The following is a 14,546-nucleotide window of genomic DNA, read 5'->3' as shown; positions in this document are numbered from 1 at the left end:
ACGGCATCGGCTTTTTCTTTTTGGTAATTGCACGCAAGAAAAACGAAAGATGATACAATAGGAATAAAGAATGATACGTATATTTTATAAAAATAATAGTTAAAGGAAGATCGGGAGTGAATAAATATTCAAGTTTCCGTGAAGAAAATGCAGCTGTTTGGCACGATAGCTCGATTTTGGAGCATTACGGTTTAAATGAACTAAATTTTGAATCGGTAAAAAGTTATCGCGAAAAATTTGCTGCGGTAAAACCTAATCATCCATGGAATGGGTTGGAGACGAAGGAATTTTTATACAAAATTGGTGCATGGGGAAAACTGCGGGACAGCAGCAAAGAAGGGGTTACATTAGCAGGATTGTTAATGTTTAGCGAGGAACGCATCATCACGGAAGTTTTACCACAATACTTCCTGGAATATCGGGAAAGTTTGAACGGTATAGTAACCGACGACTGGACAACGCGGTTTACCTCGCAGGATGGTACATGGTCGGGTAACTTATATGATTTTTATCATAAAGTCATCTCACAGCTTCAGCACCATGAGATGGATTCCGCGCTGCAAACAGCGGTGTACGAAGCGCTAATTAATGCGATTGTGCATGCTGATTATTTAGGAGAAGGCGGCATTATCATCGAAAAAGAAAATGGCATATTTCGTTTTGCCAATCCGGGGTTGTTCCGCATCCCGGTCGATTCTGCGCTTTCGGGACATATGAGCAATCTTCGCAATCCGAATTTATTTAAAATGTTTATTTTAATCGGTCTTTGCAAGCGGGCCGGATTTGGTTTAAAGCATATTGCGGCTACCTGGAATGATCGGAGCTGGAAGCAGCCAGAATTTATTCAACATTCGAATCCGGAACGGACGATCGTTATACTATATCCATTTCATTTTCCAGCGGAAACAGCGGCTGCCTATGAAACAGATATACCTCAAAATATGAAACAGCATGATGAGGAAGAAATCGATATTTCATTTATGGACGAAGAAACGGACTCCGTAAATAACGATCTCAACTTCTTAAATAAGGAGATTAACTCCATAAATAACGAAATATACTCCGTGAATAAAGATGAAAAGTCCGTAAATAACGGACCGAACTCCGTAAATAACCTGTCCAACTCTGTAAATAATGGTGTTAACTCCATAAATAACGAACCTAACTCCGTAAATAAATTGTCTAACTCCGTAAATAAAGAGTTACCTTCTGATGAAATCGACGAGAAATTATGGAATATTGCGGAGCTAGCGAGAAAGAAAAAACGATTGCCACCAAGTGTGATGGAAAATATCATTTTACAGCTTTGTGCGCAAAGGCCGCTAATGTTAAAGGAATTAGCGGCTCTGTTGGAAAGAACGCCAGATGGATTAAGAAACAACTATTTAGGCAAGCTATTGGAGAAAGGAAAAATCCGTCTGAAATATCCAGATCAGCCGAATCATCCGAAACAAGCGTATATGAAAGCAACGGAATAGGAAGGCGCCCATTAGGCCGCCTTCTTTTTTTATGTTGTATCGAAGTCTTTTGCAATGTTTGGGAAATGGTGCGCATCGAAACCATAATGGATGTTGATCAGAAAATTACGCCTTAGGTCTTAGAGAAAAATAACGCCTTGGCTCATTATCGAAATAAGGAACGGTTGGTAGGATGGAAGACAGAAAGGAGGGAAAAAGGTGAAAAAGATTGGATTGTTTGTCCTCGGTGCGATTGCGGCGGTTACGCTCTTCGCAAACATTGGTTCTCTCGCTGTTTTGGCAGTGAGCCTTGTCATTTTGTATTACGCATGGAAACGATGGATGAAAGCGGAAACAACGATGAAAAAACTGTTTTGGATCGCGATCGGAATCGTCGCTTTCGTTGCTTCCGCTTCGAATGCGCCTGCGCTCATTGCAGTTGCCGCTGCATATGTATTGTATGTAGTTTATAAAAAATGGAATGAAACAAAACAGATGAAACCGAAAGAAATGGATGACCCGTTTGCTCACTTTGAAAAGCAGTGGGCAGAGTTAGAAAGAAACTTTTAAAAAGGAGGAAAACAGTGATGGCCGATTTATTAACGAGAATCAAAAATATCATCATGGCTGATTTACATGAGATGATCGATCAAAAAGAAAAGCAAAACCCAATTGCTTTATTAAATGAATATTTACGGCAATGCGAAAAGGAGGCCGAAAAGGTTCGCCATCTGCTGGAGCGGCAGCACCTGTTGAAGACAGAACTCACGCGCGAATACAACCAGGCGAAAGAGCTTGCGGATAAGCGAAAGTATCAAGCGCAAATTGCTTCCCAGGCGGGGGAAAATGAACTATATGAATTTGCCGTTTTGGAACAGGCAAAATATGAAGAAAGAGCATTGCGAATACAAGAGTTGCTCCAGCAAGCAACAAACGAGCTGGAACAGTTAGAAAGAAAATATGAAGAAATGAAACATAAATTAAAAGATATGCACATTCGCCGCATGCAGCTCATGGGGCGGGAAAATGTCGCACGCGCGCATTATCGAATGGATAAAGTGCTGCAGGCAGGATGGAACGATACCGCTTATTCTCGTTTTCACGAAATGGAACAATACTTAGAACGCCTGGAACAAAACGTCAAAGCCAATTATTATGCAAGCACGATTGACGCACGTATCGCGCAATTGGAGAAAAAGCTGGAAACAGAAAAGACAAATTCAATTTCATAACGAAAACGTGGTATTCTAAAAGGGCGTATACGTAATTAGCGCCCTTTTTTCACTAGCTATATAATGGAGATGCGGCAATCGTCATAAAGGAGGGAGGAAGAGAGATGTTTCGTCAGCAAAAAACAGATCTTGCCGCTAGGCTTGTCATGATCGCCATCATTCTCTTTTTGGCAGAACTGCTACTGTTTCAACATGGGGATGTTTTCTTTCTGCTCTTTGCGATTGGCTGTATGTATATAGGACGAAAGCGGATGCCGAAGCTATCAGGCGTTATTCTGTTTTGGTTTGGACTCATTAGTTTCGTCATTTCGTTAGCTAGCATGGTGACATTTCGCATTTCCCTGTTTTTTATTTTGGTGTATATCATTTGGCAGTACATGCAATCGAAAAAAGCTCCTGTGCAGATACAGCCAGTCATGGTCGAGCGAAAGCATGACACATCCTCCCTCCTTGAACGAAAACCGCGCTGGAAAAACAGCTTCTTTAGCAGCCAAAAAACACCTGAACGTGTTTATGAATGGGAAGATATTAACATTCAAGGCGGGATTTCCGATGTGGTGATTGATTTAAGCTATACGGTGCTTCCGCGAGGAGAAGCGGTCATTGTCATCCGTCATTTGATCGGGAACGTACAAATCCTTGTGCCGTATGAGGTGGAAGTGCGTCTGCACCATTCGGTGATCTATGGTTCCGCTATTGTTTTTGAGCGAAAGGAAGCGAATTTGTGGAACGAAATCGTTTGTTTTCAAACAAAAGGATATGAGGAAGCGGAGCAAAAAGTCAAAATACTCACCTCGATGATCATTGGAACAATCGAGGTGAAGCATGTATGAATACGGTGCAGCGTTACATTGTTACGGGAATTGCCTTTTCGCTGTTCGTTTCCATCATTGCGGCGGTGCTAATATTTCTCAAGTATCCATTACCGAACTGGTCTTTATTATGGGAAAAAGAAATCATGGGTGTTCCGTTCCTTTTATTTATGGCGGGGGTTAGTGTTGCCGCTGGAATAGCGTTTGGGATTATGTTCGGATTTTTTTCGCAAAAACAGTGGCGGACGGTGATGGATTCACTGCGCCAGCTTGAACATGGCCAGCCTGTTTCCCCTCTGGAGCCTTCAAAGCTGAAAGAAGCGGCGGCGGTAGTAGCGCGCGTTCAAAAAATTCAAAAGCAGATGACGGAACAAGTGAAATTGTCGCAGCGGCTCGCCAATGAAAAGGCGGAAGAGCAAGAAAAGCGGATTCAAGATATCATTTCCCAGGAACGGCATCGGCTTGCGCGCGAGCTTCATGATTCCGTTAGCCAGCAGCTGTTTGCCGCCTCGATGCTTATTTCCGCCATCAATGAAACAAAAACGTTTTCTGATGAGCGCGAAGAAAAACAGTTTCGTTTAATTGAAGAAATGATTCACCAATCGCAATTGGAAATGCGGGCGTTATTGCTTCACCTTCGCCCGGTAGCACTGAAGGGCAAATCGCTAAAAGAAGGGATTCAAGAGTTGTTGATGGAGCTAAAGCAAAAAGTGCCAATGCATATCGAGTGGAAAGTGGAAGACATTCCGCTTGATAAAGGGGTAGAAGACCATTTATTTCGCATTTTGCAAGAGTCGATTTCCAATACGCTTCGTCATGCCAAGGCGACAAAATTGGAAGTATTGTTAGTGAAACGAGACCAACTTGTCATTTTGCGTGTATCAGATGATGGCGTCGGCTTCAACGTCGACCAAGTGAAAGCAGGGTCGTACGGTTTGCAAAATATGCATGAGCGTGCGCTGGAGATTGGCGGAACGCTGCAAATCGTCAGTGTGCCCAATCAGGGAACGCGGTTAGAGGTGAAAGTGCCAATCATAGAGGAGGGAACATCGTGATCCGTGTCTTATTGGCCGATGATCATGAAATGGTGAGAATCGGGGTTTCTGCGTTTTTGGCGTCACAGCCGGATATGGAAGTGGTGGGAGAAGCCGATAACGGAAAACAAGCGATAGATCTGGCACTAGAGCTGCGTCCGGATATTATTTTAATGGATTTAGTGATGCCGGAGATGGACGGAATTGAAGCCACAAAGCACATTATTGCCCAATGGCCGGAAGCGAAAATTATCGTTGTTACAAGCTTTTTAGATGATGAGAAAGTGTATCCGGCTTTGGAAGCCGGAGCAACGAGCTATATGCTAAAGACGTCGAAAGCGAACGAAATTGCCAACGCGATCCGCGCGACGTTTTACGGTCAATCGGTGTTGGAACCGGAAGTGACGAATAAAGTGATGACAAAAATGAAACAAAAGAAAGAACTCTTCCCTCACGAAGAATTGACAAACCGGGAGATGGAAGTGCTTTTGTTAATGGCGCAAGGAAAAACGAATCAAGAAATCGCTGATGAGTTGTTTATTGCGGTGAAAACGGTGAAAGTCCACGTCAGCAACATATTAAGCAAATTAGGAGTACAAGATCGCACACAAGCGGTCATTTATGCATTTAAACATTCGTTAGTCAAATAGCTTCCATATATAAATTAGACTTCAGGCATTCATCGAAACCCAATTTGTCATAGTCTACGCAGGTTGCCCTAAGGCAGCCTTCTTATATACTGATTTTGCATCAAACTTAAGACGTGTAATGTGGAATGATGCCTCAAGTTTTAGAAGAAAATAACGCCTAAGCTCATTATCGAAAAATACAACTACTGGCAGGATGGAAGATAGGTAAGGAAGGAAAGATATGAAACAGTTTTTGACGAACAGTGAATTTTTGAACATTTTATGAACAAATTGATCAATGTTTCACAAATTAGACAAACTAAAAATTCCGTTGCCTAGTTATGATGGGGTTGTAATAGATGGGAATATTTCCTGGAAATATTCTCATCTTATATTTTTTTGGTTTTATTGGGAAATATTTTACAATGGAAGGAGACTATGTATGGCTGTTGGGGAAAGAGTGATCAATAAAAAATCGAAGCGGTAAAAATGGTTGATAAGCTTGTTGCTAATGCACAGAAAGCATTAGAACAATTTCGAGATTATGATCAAGAAACGATCAATCATATCGTCAAAGAAATGGCGTTAGCTGGGCTCAATCAGCATATGGCATTAGCAAAGCTGGCAGTGGAAGAAACAAAACGTGGCGTAGCATCGCGCAACTGTCTTTCGGATTTTGATAACCCGTATTGTTTCGCCCGCTCATACTTTTTCCATCGGCGTGATCCTTTTCGACATTTCGATTGACGCCGCTGGATCTCCGCCAGTTTTTTATTCCGCAGCCGGTGAAGCGAGCGCACCTTTCGCCCCGTGATGATCAAGGATTGGCCATTTCGCAAAACGCCCCGATCGTATGGATTTCGCCAAGGTCGACGCCAACCGCATGCCCCGGCTGGTACGCTTTCGCTTCCTGGCCGTTGTCACAGGTGATGGCAAGATACCAGCCATGATCATAACAACATTCGATTTCTTTGATCGTTCCCTGCGGCAGCTGTGAGACGTAGACGATCATCGGTTTTTCGTGTTTTCCGCCATGGATGCCCATGGACAGCGTGATTTTCCCATTTTCATGAATAGTGAATCCGTCTTTCGCCCATTTGGTGTTGAAGAATCTCTTGTGTTTGTACGGATAACGAACGTGGCGATGTCCTTTCTGGATAGCGGCTCGAGCGGATTACCAGGCGAAGAGGTATTGGTGGCAGACGGCTTGAATGGACTGGCTGTGAAGATGGAATCGCCTTTTCGTTTGTTTTTACAGCTCGCTTTTTGAGATTCAGCGGCCGTGTTGAGGGAAATGCTCTTTGGCCAATCGGAGGGACTCATTCCAGACACGAGCCAATTCCCGATTGCAAGCCCGAAGCCGCTCAAGGCCCGCCTTCGATGCCCGGAAGGCCACTTTTTGCCCACGAAGCATGGTAGGTCCTCCTTTCACCAAATCATGGGTAAGAATAGTATAGAACATATGTTCTTCTTTTGGGAGAAAAAACAACCGATTCCTCCCCCACCTACACTCTGTTTAAAGGTGGGAGGCTTCTCGGTGGACATGTTAAAACAACCTCCCCCATAAAGAGGATCGTCCATATACTCGCTGGTAAGCGTGGCGGGCCATCCTTTTTCATGTATATGTTTCAGTTTCACTGCAATGAAGGAAATGAGAAGATCTTCTAAACATATAAACAGAAAAAACTTCTTAAAGAGGCACTCCATTTTCCATTCCATTTAGAATTCGCTGTGCCATTTGCACGCTTTCTTCCGAAGGAGGTTCAATCTCTTCCAAAGGGTACTTCAATCCAAGTGCCTTCCATTTGTATACTCCTAATTTATGATATGGCAGAATTTCAATTTTTTTGACGTTGTTTAACGTACGGATAAAAGCAGCGAGACGGCGCAAGTCATTAGGGTCGTCTGTAATGGTTGGAACGAGAACATGTCGAATCCAAACAGGAACGTTTTTTTCGGACAAAAACCGAGCAAATTGTAAAATATGTTTATTTGTTTTTCCCGTCAGTTTCCGATGTTTTTTTTCATCGATATGTTTTAAGTCAAGTAAAATTAAATCCGTATAGGAAAGCAATTCATTTAATTTTTGCTGGAATGACGCTTCCGTCGTGTAGCATCCCCCTGATGAATCGATCGCTGTATGAATGCCCAGTTGTTTGCATGCTTTAAATAGCTCGGTTAAAAAGTCGATTTGTAACAAAGGTTCCCCGCCGCTGACGGTAATTCCGCCGCCGGAGGCGTTGATAAACGGCAAGTACGTTTTCACATCCTCGATAATTTCTTCTACGGTCATTTCTTTTCCTTTTCCAATTTCCCATGTATCAGCGTTATGACAATATTGACAGCGCAGCACGCATCCTTGTGTAAAGAGGACATAACGAAGGCCTGGGCCGTCGACGGTACCGCATGTTTCAATCGAATGAATAAACCCTTTCATAGGATGATCACCTTCCTAAGAGAAATCCCCTCCTCTCAAGAAGGAGGGGGAAGATAGTTACATCGTTTCGTGGAACGTGCGGTTAATGACGTCAATTTGTTGTTCGCGAGTTAATTTAATGAAGTTGACGGCATATCCAGAGACGCGAATCGTTAATTGCGGATATTTTTCTGGATGTTCCATCGCATCTAATAACGTTTCACGATTCAACACGTTAATGTTGAGATGGTGCCCGCCTTTTTCCATGTAACCATCTAAAATGGCGACAAGGTTACGAACACGGGTTTGTTCTTCTTTTCCTAACGCTTTCGGTACGATTGAGAACGTATTCGAGATGCCATCTAATGCATGTTCATATGGCAATTTCGCGACAGAGCTTAACGAAGCGAGCGCTCCTTTTGTGTCGCGGCCGTGTAGCGGGTTCGCTCCCGGGGCAAATGGTTCGCCGGCGCGGCGGCCATCTGGTGTATTGCCTGTCTTTTTCCCGTATACGACGTTTGATGTAATCGTTAAAATCGATAGCGTATGTTTCGAATCGCGATACGTTTTATGTTTTTTCAATTTCGTCATAAAACGTTCGACTAAATCAACTGCAATTTGGTCGACGCGATCATCGTTATTCCCGTATTTCGGGAAGTCGCCTTCAATTTCAAAATCAACGGCAATGCCGTTTTCATCGCGAATCGGTTTGACTTTTGCGTATTTGATCGCGCTTAACGAATCGACGACGACCGATAGCCCGGCAATACCAGTTGCCATTGTACGTAAAACGTGGGTATCATGAAGCGCCATTTCAATTCGTTCGTAACAATATTTGTCGTGCATGTAATGGATGACATTAAGCGTATTAATATAAAGTTCGGCAAGCCATTCAAGCACTTGATCAAATTTACGCATGACTTCATTGTAATCTAAATATTCGGAGGTAATTGGCGCAAATTCAGGGCCAACTTGAATTTTTAATTTTTCATCGACGCCGCCGTTAATCGCATATAACAATGCTTTCGCAAGGTTGGCGCGCGCTCCGAAAAATTGCATTTGTTTACCGATTCGCATCGCCGATACACAGCAGGCAATTCCGTAGTCATCGCCAAATTCAACGCGCATTAAGTCATCGTTTTCATATTGAATCGAGCTTGTTTTGATCGACATTTTCGCACAATATTCTTTGAACGCTTCCGGTAATTGTTTCGACCAAAGTACCGTTAAGTTTGGTTCTGGCGCAGGTCCTAAGTTATCTAACGTATGAAGGAAGCGGAACGAGTTTTTCGTTACTAACGGACGACCATCGATAGCCATTCCGCCGATCGATTCTGTTACCCATGTTGGGTCGCCGCTAAATAGTTCGTTATATTCCGGCGTTCTTGCGAATTTGACGAGGCGCAATTTCATTACGAAATGGTCGACAAGTTCTTGTGCTTCTTTTTCTGTTAGTGTACCTTCTTGTAGGTCGCGTTCGATATAAATATCTAAGAAGGTAGAAACGCGTCCTAAGCTCATCGCTGCGCCGTTTTGTTCTTTAATAGCGGCAAGATAAGCGAAATAGAGCCATTGGAATGCTTCGTGTGCGTTTCGCGCTGGTTTGGAAATGTCGTAACCGTAGTTTAATGCCATTTGTTTCAATTCGTTTAACGCGCGAATTTGTTCAGCAATTTCCTCACGAAGACGGATAATGTCTTCTGTCATCGTTCTTGCGCCAGTATTTTTCAAATCCTTTTGTTTTTCTTCAATCAGACGATCGACGCCGTATAATGCTACACGACGATAGTCGCCAATAATACGGCCGCGTCCGTACGCGTCTGGAAGACCGGTGATGATTCCGGCTTTGCGCGCTAATTTCATCTCTTCGGTGTAAACATCGAATACACCTTGGTTATGTGTTTTGCGATATTCCGTAAAAATTTTTTTTATTTCGTCGCTTACTTTATAGCCGTAAGCTTCGCATGATTGCTGTGCCATGCGGATGCCGCCGAACGGCATTAATGCGCGTTTAAACGGTTTATCTGTTTGAAAACCAACGATTTTTTCTAAGTCTTTGTTTAAATAACCTGGTCCATGGGAAGTGATGGTCGAAACAACAGATGTGTCCATATCGAGAACGCCGCCTTTTTCGCGCTCTTGTTTCGACAATTCCATCACTTGTTCCCATAGTTTTTTTGTTGCTTCTGTAGGTCCTTCTAGAAATGATTCATCCCCATAGTAAACAGTTACGTTGTTTAAAATAAAGTCACGGACATCAATGGACTTTTTCCATTTTGACCCTTTAAAATTTCGCCAAGGGTCTAATACAACAGTGGTTTGTTTCATAACAGATCCCCTCCCAATCGCCTGTAAATATAACAGGCTGATAAAAATAATATAACAGCTTTCGTCTATACAATATTACATTTTTTGATGACTATAACCATCTATTATTGAATAGTTTGTGAAATATTGAGCAATATGAAATAAATGATGATATAACGATATAACAGATCGAGAAAAAGAAGCAATAAACATGAAGAAGGAGGTGAAAAATAAAAATCTCCATCCCTTTTATAGGGATGGAGACGGTTGTTTAGCTGACTTGTTTTTCCTCAGAAGCGCGGGCATGACGCTTATGCATGCCTTTTGCATAATAGACGGCAACGAGCAAGATAAGCCAGGCTGGTCCGATGTAGAGAGCGATTCGCGTATCCTTGAAATAGCCCATCAAAGCGGTAACTCCGATGAGGAAGGCGAGAGCAACATAAGAGCTGTAAGGGTAAAGCGGCATTTTATATTTTAATTGTTGTTGTTTTTCTGGACTTAATTGTTTGCGGAACTGCAATTGCGCCAGCAAAATAATCGCCCATGTCCAAATCGCGCCGAATGTGGCAACGCTCGTTACCCATTGAAATACTTTTTCGGAAACATAGTTTAAATAAACGCCAAACAGCATTGCGATGGCTGTGACGATCAGTGCGATTCCAGGAATGCCGCGTTTTGTCAATTTGGCGAAAGAAGGCGGCGCTTCCTTTTGTTCGGCAAGGTTAAAGAGCATTCGGCTGGTGCTAAAGATGCCGCTGTTGCAGGAAGACAAGGCCGCGGTTAACACGACAAAGTTGATGATCCCCGCAGCAGTGTGAATGCCGATTTTTTCAAACGTCAGCACAAATGGGCTTCCTTTTTGTCCGATTTCATTCCATGGATAGATCGACATAATGACAAACAGTGCACCAACATAGAAAATTAAAATGCGCCAAAATACGGTGTTAATGGCCCGGGTGAGCGATTTTTCCGGGTTTTTCACTTCGCCGGCTGTGACGCCGAGCATTTCAATTCCTAAATAAGCGAACATTACCATTTGCAAGGACATTAATACGCCGGTAATGCCGTTCGGGAAAAATCCGCCATGTTTCCAAAGGTTGCTGATGCCGGTGGCGACTCCGCCATTGCCGATGCCAAACAAAATCATGCCAAAACCGACGACAATCATAAATACAATCGTAACAATTTTAATAAGGGCAAACCAAAATTCTAATTCCCCGTACGCTTTGACAGCGAGGAAATTGATCAATGTCATCAAGACTAAAGCGGCCAGCGCCCATATCCATCTTGGCGTGTCCGGAAACCAAAACTGCATATAAATGCCGACAGCCGTAATTTCCGCGATACAAGTAACGACCCATAAAAACCAATAGTTCCATCCGGTTAAGTAACCAGCAAGCGGTCCTAGATAGTTGTGCGCATAGCGGCTGAATGAACCGGCCACTGGGTTTTCCACGGCCATCTCTCCGAGCGCGCGCATAATAAAGAACATAACCACGCCGCTTACCGCATATGCAAGTAAAATCGCCGGTCCCGCTAGTTTGATGGCATTTGCAGAGCCGAGAAATAGCCCGACTCCGATTGCAGCCCCAAGGGACATCAGCGAAATATGTCGCTCCTCTAGTCCGCGATGCAGTTTTTGTTCATTTTTTGCCATTTGCATCTTTGTTTCCTCCCATCCGTCAGGACAACGGTGATTATATCCAAAACATTTTGTAAAACGCTTACATGAATATGGTACATAATTTATAAGTATTTGTAAATGTATTTATATGGTAAATAGTCGTTGTTTTTATTATTGTAATAATATTAATAAAATTAACAAAATCGGAATGTAGTTATTGATCTTGTTGTATTTAGTATGCTCCACCATGGGGGAATTCATTTTGGCAATTTGCGGGCGCAATTTGCCCGCGTACTTGAACCGAAACCGTCAACGCATTCCCCTTCTATAATGCTAAACATTTAGGAGGGGTTCGTCGAGGGATGTTTTTTAAAGATGTAAAATTTATAAAATCGACCTCTTTCAACTAAATATAAAATATTTTATAATAAAGACGCAAAACAAATGTTCGGATAAAAGGTTTGTTTGATAGGAAAAGTTAGCTTGGAAAAAACCAAAACGATAAAAAACAAAATTATTTCTCACGGAGCAAAAACATTCGAACCAACGATAACCATCTATCGGGAGGCGTTGGCGTTTATTGCCGATGTGATTCAAAAAGAGTTTGATCATCTGAAACATTTAAATAACAAACAAGTGATCCCGGCAGTCGAAAAGCTCATCCATCGAACCAAAACCAATCCTTTCCCGAAATATAATTTTACGGATCATTTTTATAAATTTCCTTCTTAATTTTCGAAGAACGGCGATTGCGAAGGCGTTCGGAGACGTAAAAAAGTTATTATTCCAACCTCGAAAATTGGGAAAATGAATGAATGAAGGCGATTTTCCAAAGCAAGAGGTTTACGAAAAAAACTCCGTCTTTTCGAGTTGATCATCATGCTTTTCCCGTTTTTTATAAAGGGAATATGTTTCAACGTTTATCCCGAAACCAAGCGCAAATGAAAATTTATAAAAACAACGATTGGGTTTGGGAAACCATTACTTTTCACGATAAAAACGTTAAAAACAGCGTAAGTACAGCTGTATTGAAGACAATGGATGTCCCGAATAGAATTTTTGATTTAGTCGGGGAGGTTCACATTTTGTATAATGAAATTCGCTCTAATCAATTAATGCGGAATGAAGGTGATGGCAATGAACGAACAAGCAGCAAAAACGTTCATTGAACAGCTGCAAGAAGAAGGGTTGCTGACGGAAGAAAATCGCCTTATCTGGGAAATGATTTTACCGGAGCGTCTTCAACGAATGTATGAAGTACTTCAAAAGCGGACACGCTACGTGACGGTATTGACCGAAGCGGTCGATGATCCGCACAACCAGGCGGCGGTGTTGCGGACAGCGGAAGCGTTTGGTGTGCAGGATGTGTATGTCGTCACCGGGAAAGCCTCGTTTCAGCCGAGCCCGCTTGTGACGCGGCATGCCGATAAATGGCTGACGCTTTATCAAAAACCGGATATTATAACGGCGATTCGCGATTTGCAGGCAAAAGGATATCAAGTGTATGCCAGCTATCTTGGAGAAGGGACGATTCCTCTTTCTGACATCGATGTGTCACGGCCGACAGCTCTTTTATTTGGCAACGAGCATAGCGGTGTGTCGCAGGAGGCGCTTCGTGCCGCCGATGCGACGTTTATGATTCCGATGTATGGATTTGTCCAAAGTTTTAATATATCGGTGGCGGCGGCGCTTTCACTGTACGATGTCACCGAAAGAGCGCGTCAGCAGGCAGGTGAGCGCTATTATTTATCATTTACCGAGAAAAAAGAACTATATGAAACATGGATGTGGCAAACGTTAAATCCGCGTCTGCGCAAACAGCTTAAGGTGCGGTTAGGCCGTTCTTTTTAACCTTCCCTGATTAGTGGGGAAGGTTTATTTTTCTTGAAAGGGCTTTGACTGGGTAAATTTCATTTTTTAGCCATAACCGTGAATATTTATTGAACAATTGTTGAATGGTTTGTGACAAATATGTTTCGAATTTATGAAATCCCCTTCTTGTTGGTTTCAACTATTTTCACTTTTGATATGGTAGAAATATAGGTTATCGATATTCATTTATTATGAGGATGATAGTTGGACTATGTGCCATAAAAGGAGGAAGCGAGCGGAATGAAGCAGGAAAAACAACGGGGGCGAAAATGGTTTGCGTGGCTTCCCTTGTCCTTGTTGCTTTTGTTAAGCGGATGCAGTGAAAACATAGCGGTATTAAATCCGAAAGGACCTGTCGCAAAAGTACAATACGACTTAATTATGTGGTCGATTGGCTTCATGTTATTGATTATTGCCGTCGTATTTGTATTGTTTGCCGTTGTGCTCATTCGATATCGGGAAAAGCCGGAAAATGCCGATTATGAGCCACCGGATGAAGAAGGAAACACGCTCTTGGAAATCGTATGGACGGCGATTCCGATTATTATTGTCACTGTGTTGGCAATTCCAACGGTGAAAGCGACGTTTGCGCTGGAAAAACCGCAGCGCCATGATGTCGAGCCGTTAACAATCCATGTCACCGCAGCAAACTGGAAATGGATTTTCAGCTATCCGGACCAACATATTGAAACGGTGAATTACGTCAATATTCCTGAAGACGTTCCCGTAAAGTTTAAACTGACATCCGTCGGTCCGATGAACTCGTTTTGGGTGCCGGAGTTAGGCGGCCAAAAATATGCGATGGATGGGATGGAAACACAATTAATTTTGCAAGCAGACCAGCCAGGTTCCTATATGGGACGGAGCGCGAACTTCTCAGGAAAACAGTTTACGCATATGGAGTTTGAAGTGGTTGCCCAGAAAAAAGAAGATTTTGAGAAATGGGTAAAAGAAGTTCAACAAACGGCGCCAAAGCTAACGAAAGACAAATATGCGGAAATTTTAAAACCTGGGTTAGTCGGGCGGATGACGTTTTCGAATACGCATCTTGAATGGGTAGACCATGCGAAACAAAACAGCCACCATATGAACAATGGAGAACATAGCGATCACCATGGGAACATGGAAAATGATCACCACGAACATTAATGGCGGGAAAG

15 protein-coding genes are annotated in these 14,546 nt (G+C 42.8%); 11 read left to right on the top strand and 4 right to left on the bottom strand.

The window, feature by feature from the left end:
- Positions 1 to 116 precede the first annotated feature (116 nt).
- From HT574_RS07965 to HT574_RS20470, 7 genes are all read left to right on the top strand, one after another.
- A complete protein-coding gene (locus HT574_RS07965; RefSeq protein WP_175244145.1) occupies positions 117 to 1,478 on the top strand; it encodes an ATP-binding protein in 1,362 nt (453 codons plus the stop codon).
- A gap of 198 nt (positions 1,479 to 1,676) precedes the next feature.
- Positions 1,677 to 2,027 (top strand): lmo0954 family membrane protein, encoded by a 351-nt coding sequence (locus HT574_RS07960; RefSeq protein WP_175244144.1) that lies wholly within the window; start codon positions 1,677 to 1,679, stop codon positions 2,025 to 2,027.
- Positions 2,028 to 2,044: 17 nt separating this feature from the next.
- Positions 2,045 to 2,689: a PspA/IM30 family protein gene (locus HT574_RS07955; protein ID WP_175244143.1), complete on the top strand. Its 645-nt coding sequence runs from the start codon at positions 2,045 to 2,047 to the stop codon at positions 2,687 to 2,689.
- Between the two features lie 104 nt (positions 2,690 to 2,793).
- Complete coding sequence (gene liaF, locus HT574_RS07950; RefSeq protein ID WP_175244142.1) at positions 2,794 to 3,522, top strand: cell wall-active antibiotics response protein LiaF; 729 nt, start codon at positions 2,794 to 2,796, stop codon at positions 3,520 to 3,522.
- Positions 3,519 to 4,556 (top strand): sensor histidine kinase, encoded by a 1,038-nt coding sequence (locus HT574_RS07945; protein WP_081160695.1) that lies wholly within the window; start codon positions 3,519 to 3,521, stop codon positions 4,554 to 4,556. Before liaF ends, HT574_RS07945 begins: the two co-directional genes overlap by 4 nt.
- Positions 4,553 to 5,185: a response regulator transcription factor gene (locus tag HT574_RS07940; RefSeq protein WP_175244141.1), complete on the top strand. Its 633-nt coding sequence runs from the start codon at positions 4,553 to 4,555 to the stop codon at positions 5,183 to 5,185. Before HT574_RS07945 ends, HT574_RS07940 begins: the two co-directional genes overlap by 4 nt.
- 468 nt (positions 5,186 to 5,653) lie before the next feature.
- A complete protein-coding gene (locus HT574_RS20470) occupies positions 5,654 to 5,911 on the top strand; it encodes a hypothetical protein (RefSeq protein ID WP_175243814.1) in 258 nt (85 codons plus the stop codon).
- Positions 5,912 to 5,981: 70 nt separating this feature from the next.
- Here HT574_RS20470 and HT574_RS19850 read toward each other — a convergent pair whose 3' ends face one another.
- Positions 5,982 to 6,209, bottom strand: a complete 228-nt coding sequence (locus HT574_RS19850) for a hypothetical protein (RefSeq protein WP_254698611.1) — start codon at positions 6,207 to 6,209, stop codon at positions 5,982 to 5,984.
- Positions 6,210 to 6,281: 72 nt separating this feature from the next.
- On the opposite strand from HT574_RS19850, the gene HT574_RS19845 reads away from it, so the two are divergent.
- The gene (locus tag HT574_RS19845; protein WP_254698610.1) at positions 6,282 to 6,434 is read left to right on the top strand and encodes a hypothetical protein; all 153 of its coding nucleotides are present in this window, start codon (positions 6,282 to 6,284) and stop codon (positions 6,432 to 6,434) included.
- A gap of 420 nt (positions 6,435 to 6,854) precedes the next feature.
- Here the strand turns inward: HT574_RS19845 and pflA are convergent, their stop codons facing one another.
- The 3 genes from pflA to HT574_RS07915 all read right to left on the bottom strand — a co-directional run bounded on the left by pflA (position 6,855) and on the right by HT574_RS07915 (position 11,547).
- On the bottom strand, positions 6,855 to 7,601 hold the full coding sequence (gene pflA / locus HT574_RS07925; RefSeq protein WP_175244140.1) for a pyruvate formate-lyase-activating protein: 747 nt from the start codon (positions 7,599 to 7,601) through the stop codon (positions 6,855 to 6,857).
- Between the two features lie 57 nt (positions 7,602 to 7,658).
- Positions 7,659 to 9,908 (bottom strand): formate C-acetyltransferase, encoded by a 2,250-nt coding sequence (pflB, locus tag HT574_RS07920; protein ID WP_175244139.1) that lies wholly within the window; start codon positions 9,906 to 9,908, stop codon positions 7,659 to 7,661.
- 250 nt (positions 9,909 to 10,158) lie between these two features.
- Positions 10,159 to 11,547: an amino acid permease gene (locus tag HT574_RS07915; protein ID WP_175244209.1), complete on the bottom strand. Its 1,389-nt coding sequence runs from the start codon at positions 11,545 to 11,547 to the stop codon at positions 10,159 to 10,161.
- Between the two features lie 450 nt (positions 11,548 to 11,997).
- On the opposite strand from HT574_RS07915, the gene HT574_RS07910 reads away from it, so the two are divergent.
- From HT574_RS07910 to qoxA, 3 genes are all read left to right on the top strand, one after another.
- Entirely contained in the window at positions 11,998 to 12,246 is a 249-nt protein-coding gene (locus HT574_RS07910) for a hypothetical protein (protein WP_175244138.1), read from the top strand.
- A gap of 405 nt (positions 12,247 to 12,651) precedes the next feature.
- The gene (locus HT574_RS07905) at positions 12,652 to 13,365 is read left to right on the top strand and encodes a TrmH family RNA methyltransferase (protein ID WP_175244137.1); all 714 of its coding nucleotides are present in this window, start codon (positions 12,652 to 12,654) and stop codon (positions 13,363 to 13,365) included.
- A gap of 261 nt (positions 13,366 to 13,626) precedes the next feature.
- Complete coding sequence (qoxA, locus tag HT574_RS07900; protein WP_042406939.1) at positions 13,627 to 14,535, top strand: cytochrome aa3 quinol oxidase subunit II; 909 nt, start codon at positions 13,627 to 13,629, stop codon at positions 14,533 to 14,535.
- Positions 14,536 to 14,546: the final 11 nt, after the last annotated feature.

The sequence above is a fragment of the Parageobacillus sp. VR-IP genome, assembly GCF_013357975.1.
Taxonomy (GTDB): Bacteria; Bacillota; Bacilli; order Bacillales; family Anoxybacillaceae; genus Saccharococcus; species Saccharococcus caldoxylosilyticus.
The sequence above is the reverse complement of the archived record's forward strand: the minus strand, read 5'-3'. Positions and strand labels throughout refer to the sequence as shown.

Coding starts and splice junctions, on each gene's coding strand:
- pflB (WP_175244139.1), bottom strand. CDS start 9,908: ATGAAACAAACCACTGTTGTATTAGACCCTTGGCGAAATTTTAAAGGG.
- HT574_RS20470 (WP_175243814.1), top strand. CDS start 5,654: ATGGTTGATAAGCTTGTTGCTAATGCACAGAAAGCATTAGAACAATTT.
- HT574_RS07915 (WP_175244209.1), bottom strand. CDS start 11,547: ATGGCAAAAAATGAACAAAAACTGCATCGCGGACTAGAGGAGCGACAT.
- HT574_RS07955 (WP_175244143.1), top strand. CDS start 2,045: ATGGCCGATTTATTAACGAGAATCAAAAATATCATCATGGCTGATTTA.
- qoxA (WP_042406939.1), top strand. CDS start 13,627: ATGAAGCAGGAAAAACAACGGGGGCGAAAATGGTTTGCGTGGCTTCCC.
- pflA (WP_175244140.1), bottom strand. CDS start 7,601: ATGAAAGGGTTTATTCATTCGATTGAAACATGCGGTACCGTCGACGGC.
- HT574_RS07945 (WP_081160695.1), top strand. CDS start 3,519: ATGAATACGGTGCAGCGTTACATTGTTACGGGAATTGCCTTTTCGCTG.
- liaF (WP_175244142.1), top strand. CDS start 2,794: ATGTTTCGTCAGCAAAAAACAGATCTTGCCGCTAGGCTTGTCATGATC.
- HT574_RS19850 (WP_254698611.1), bottom strand. CDS start 6,209: ATGGGCATCCATGGCGGAAAACACGAAAAACCGATGATCGTCTACGTC.
- HT574_RS07905 (WP_175244137.1), top strand. CDS start 12,652: ATGAACGAACAAGCAGCAAAAACGTTCATTGAACAGCTGCAAGAAGAA.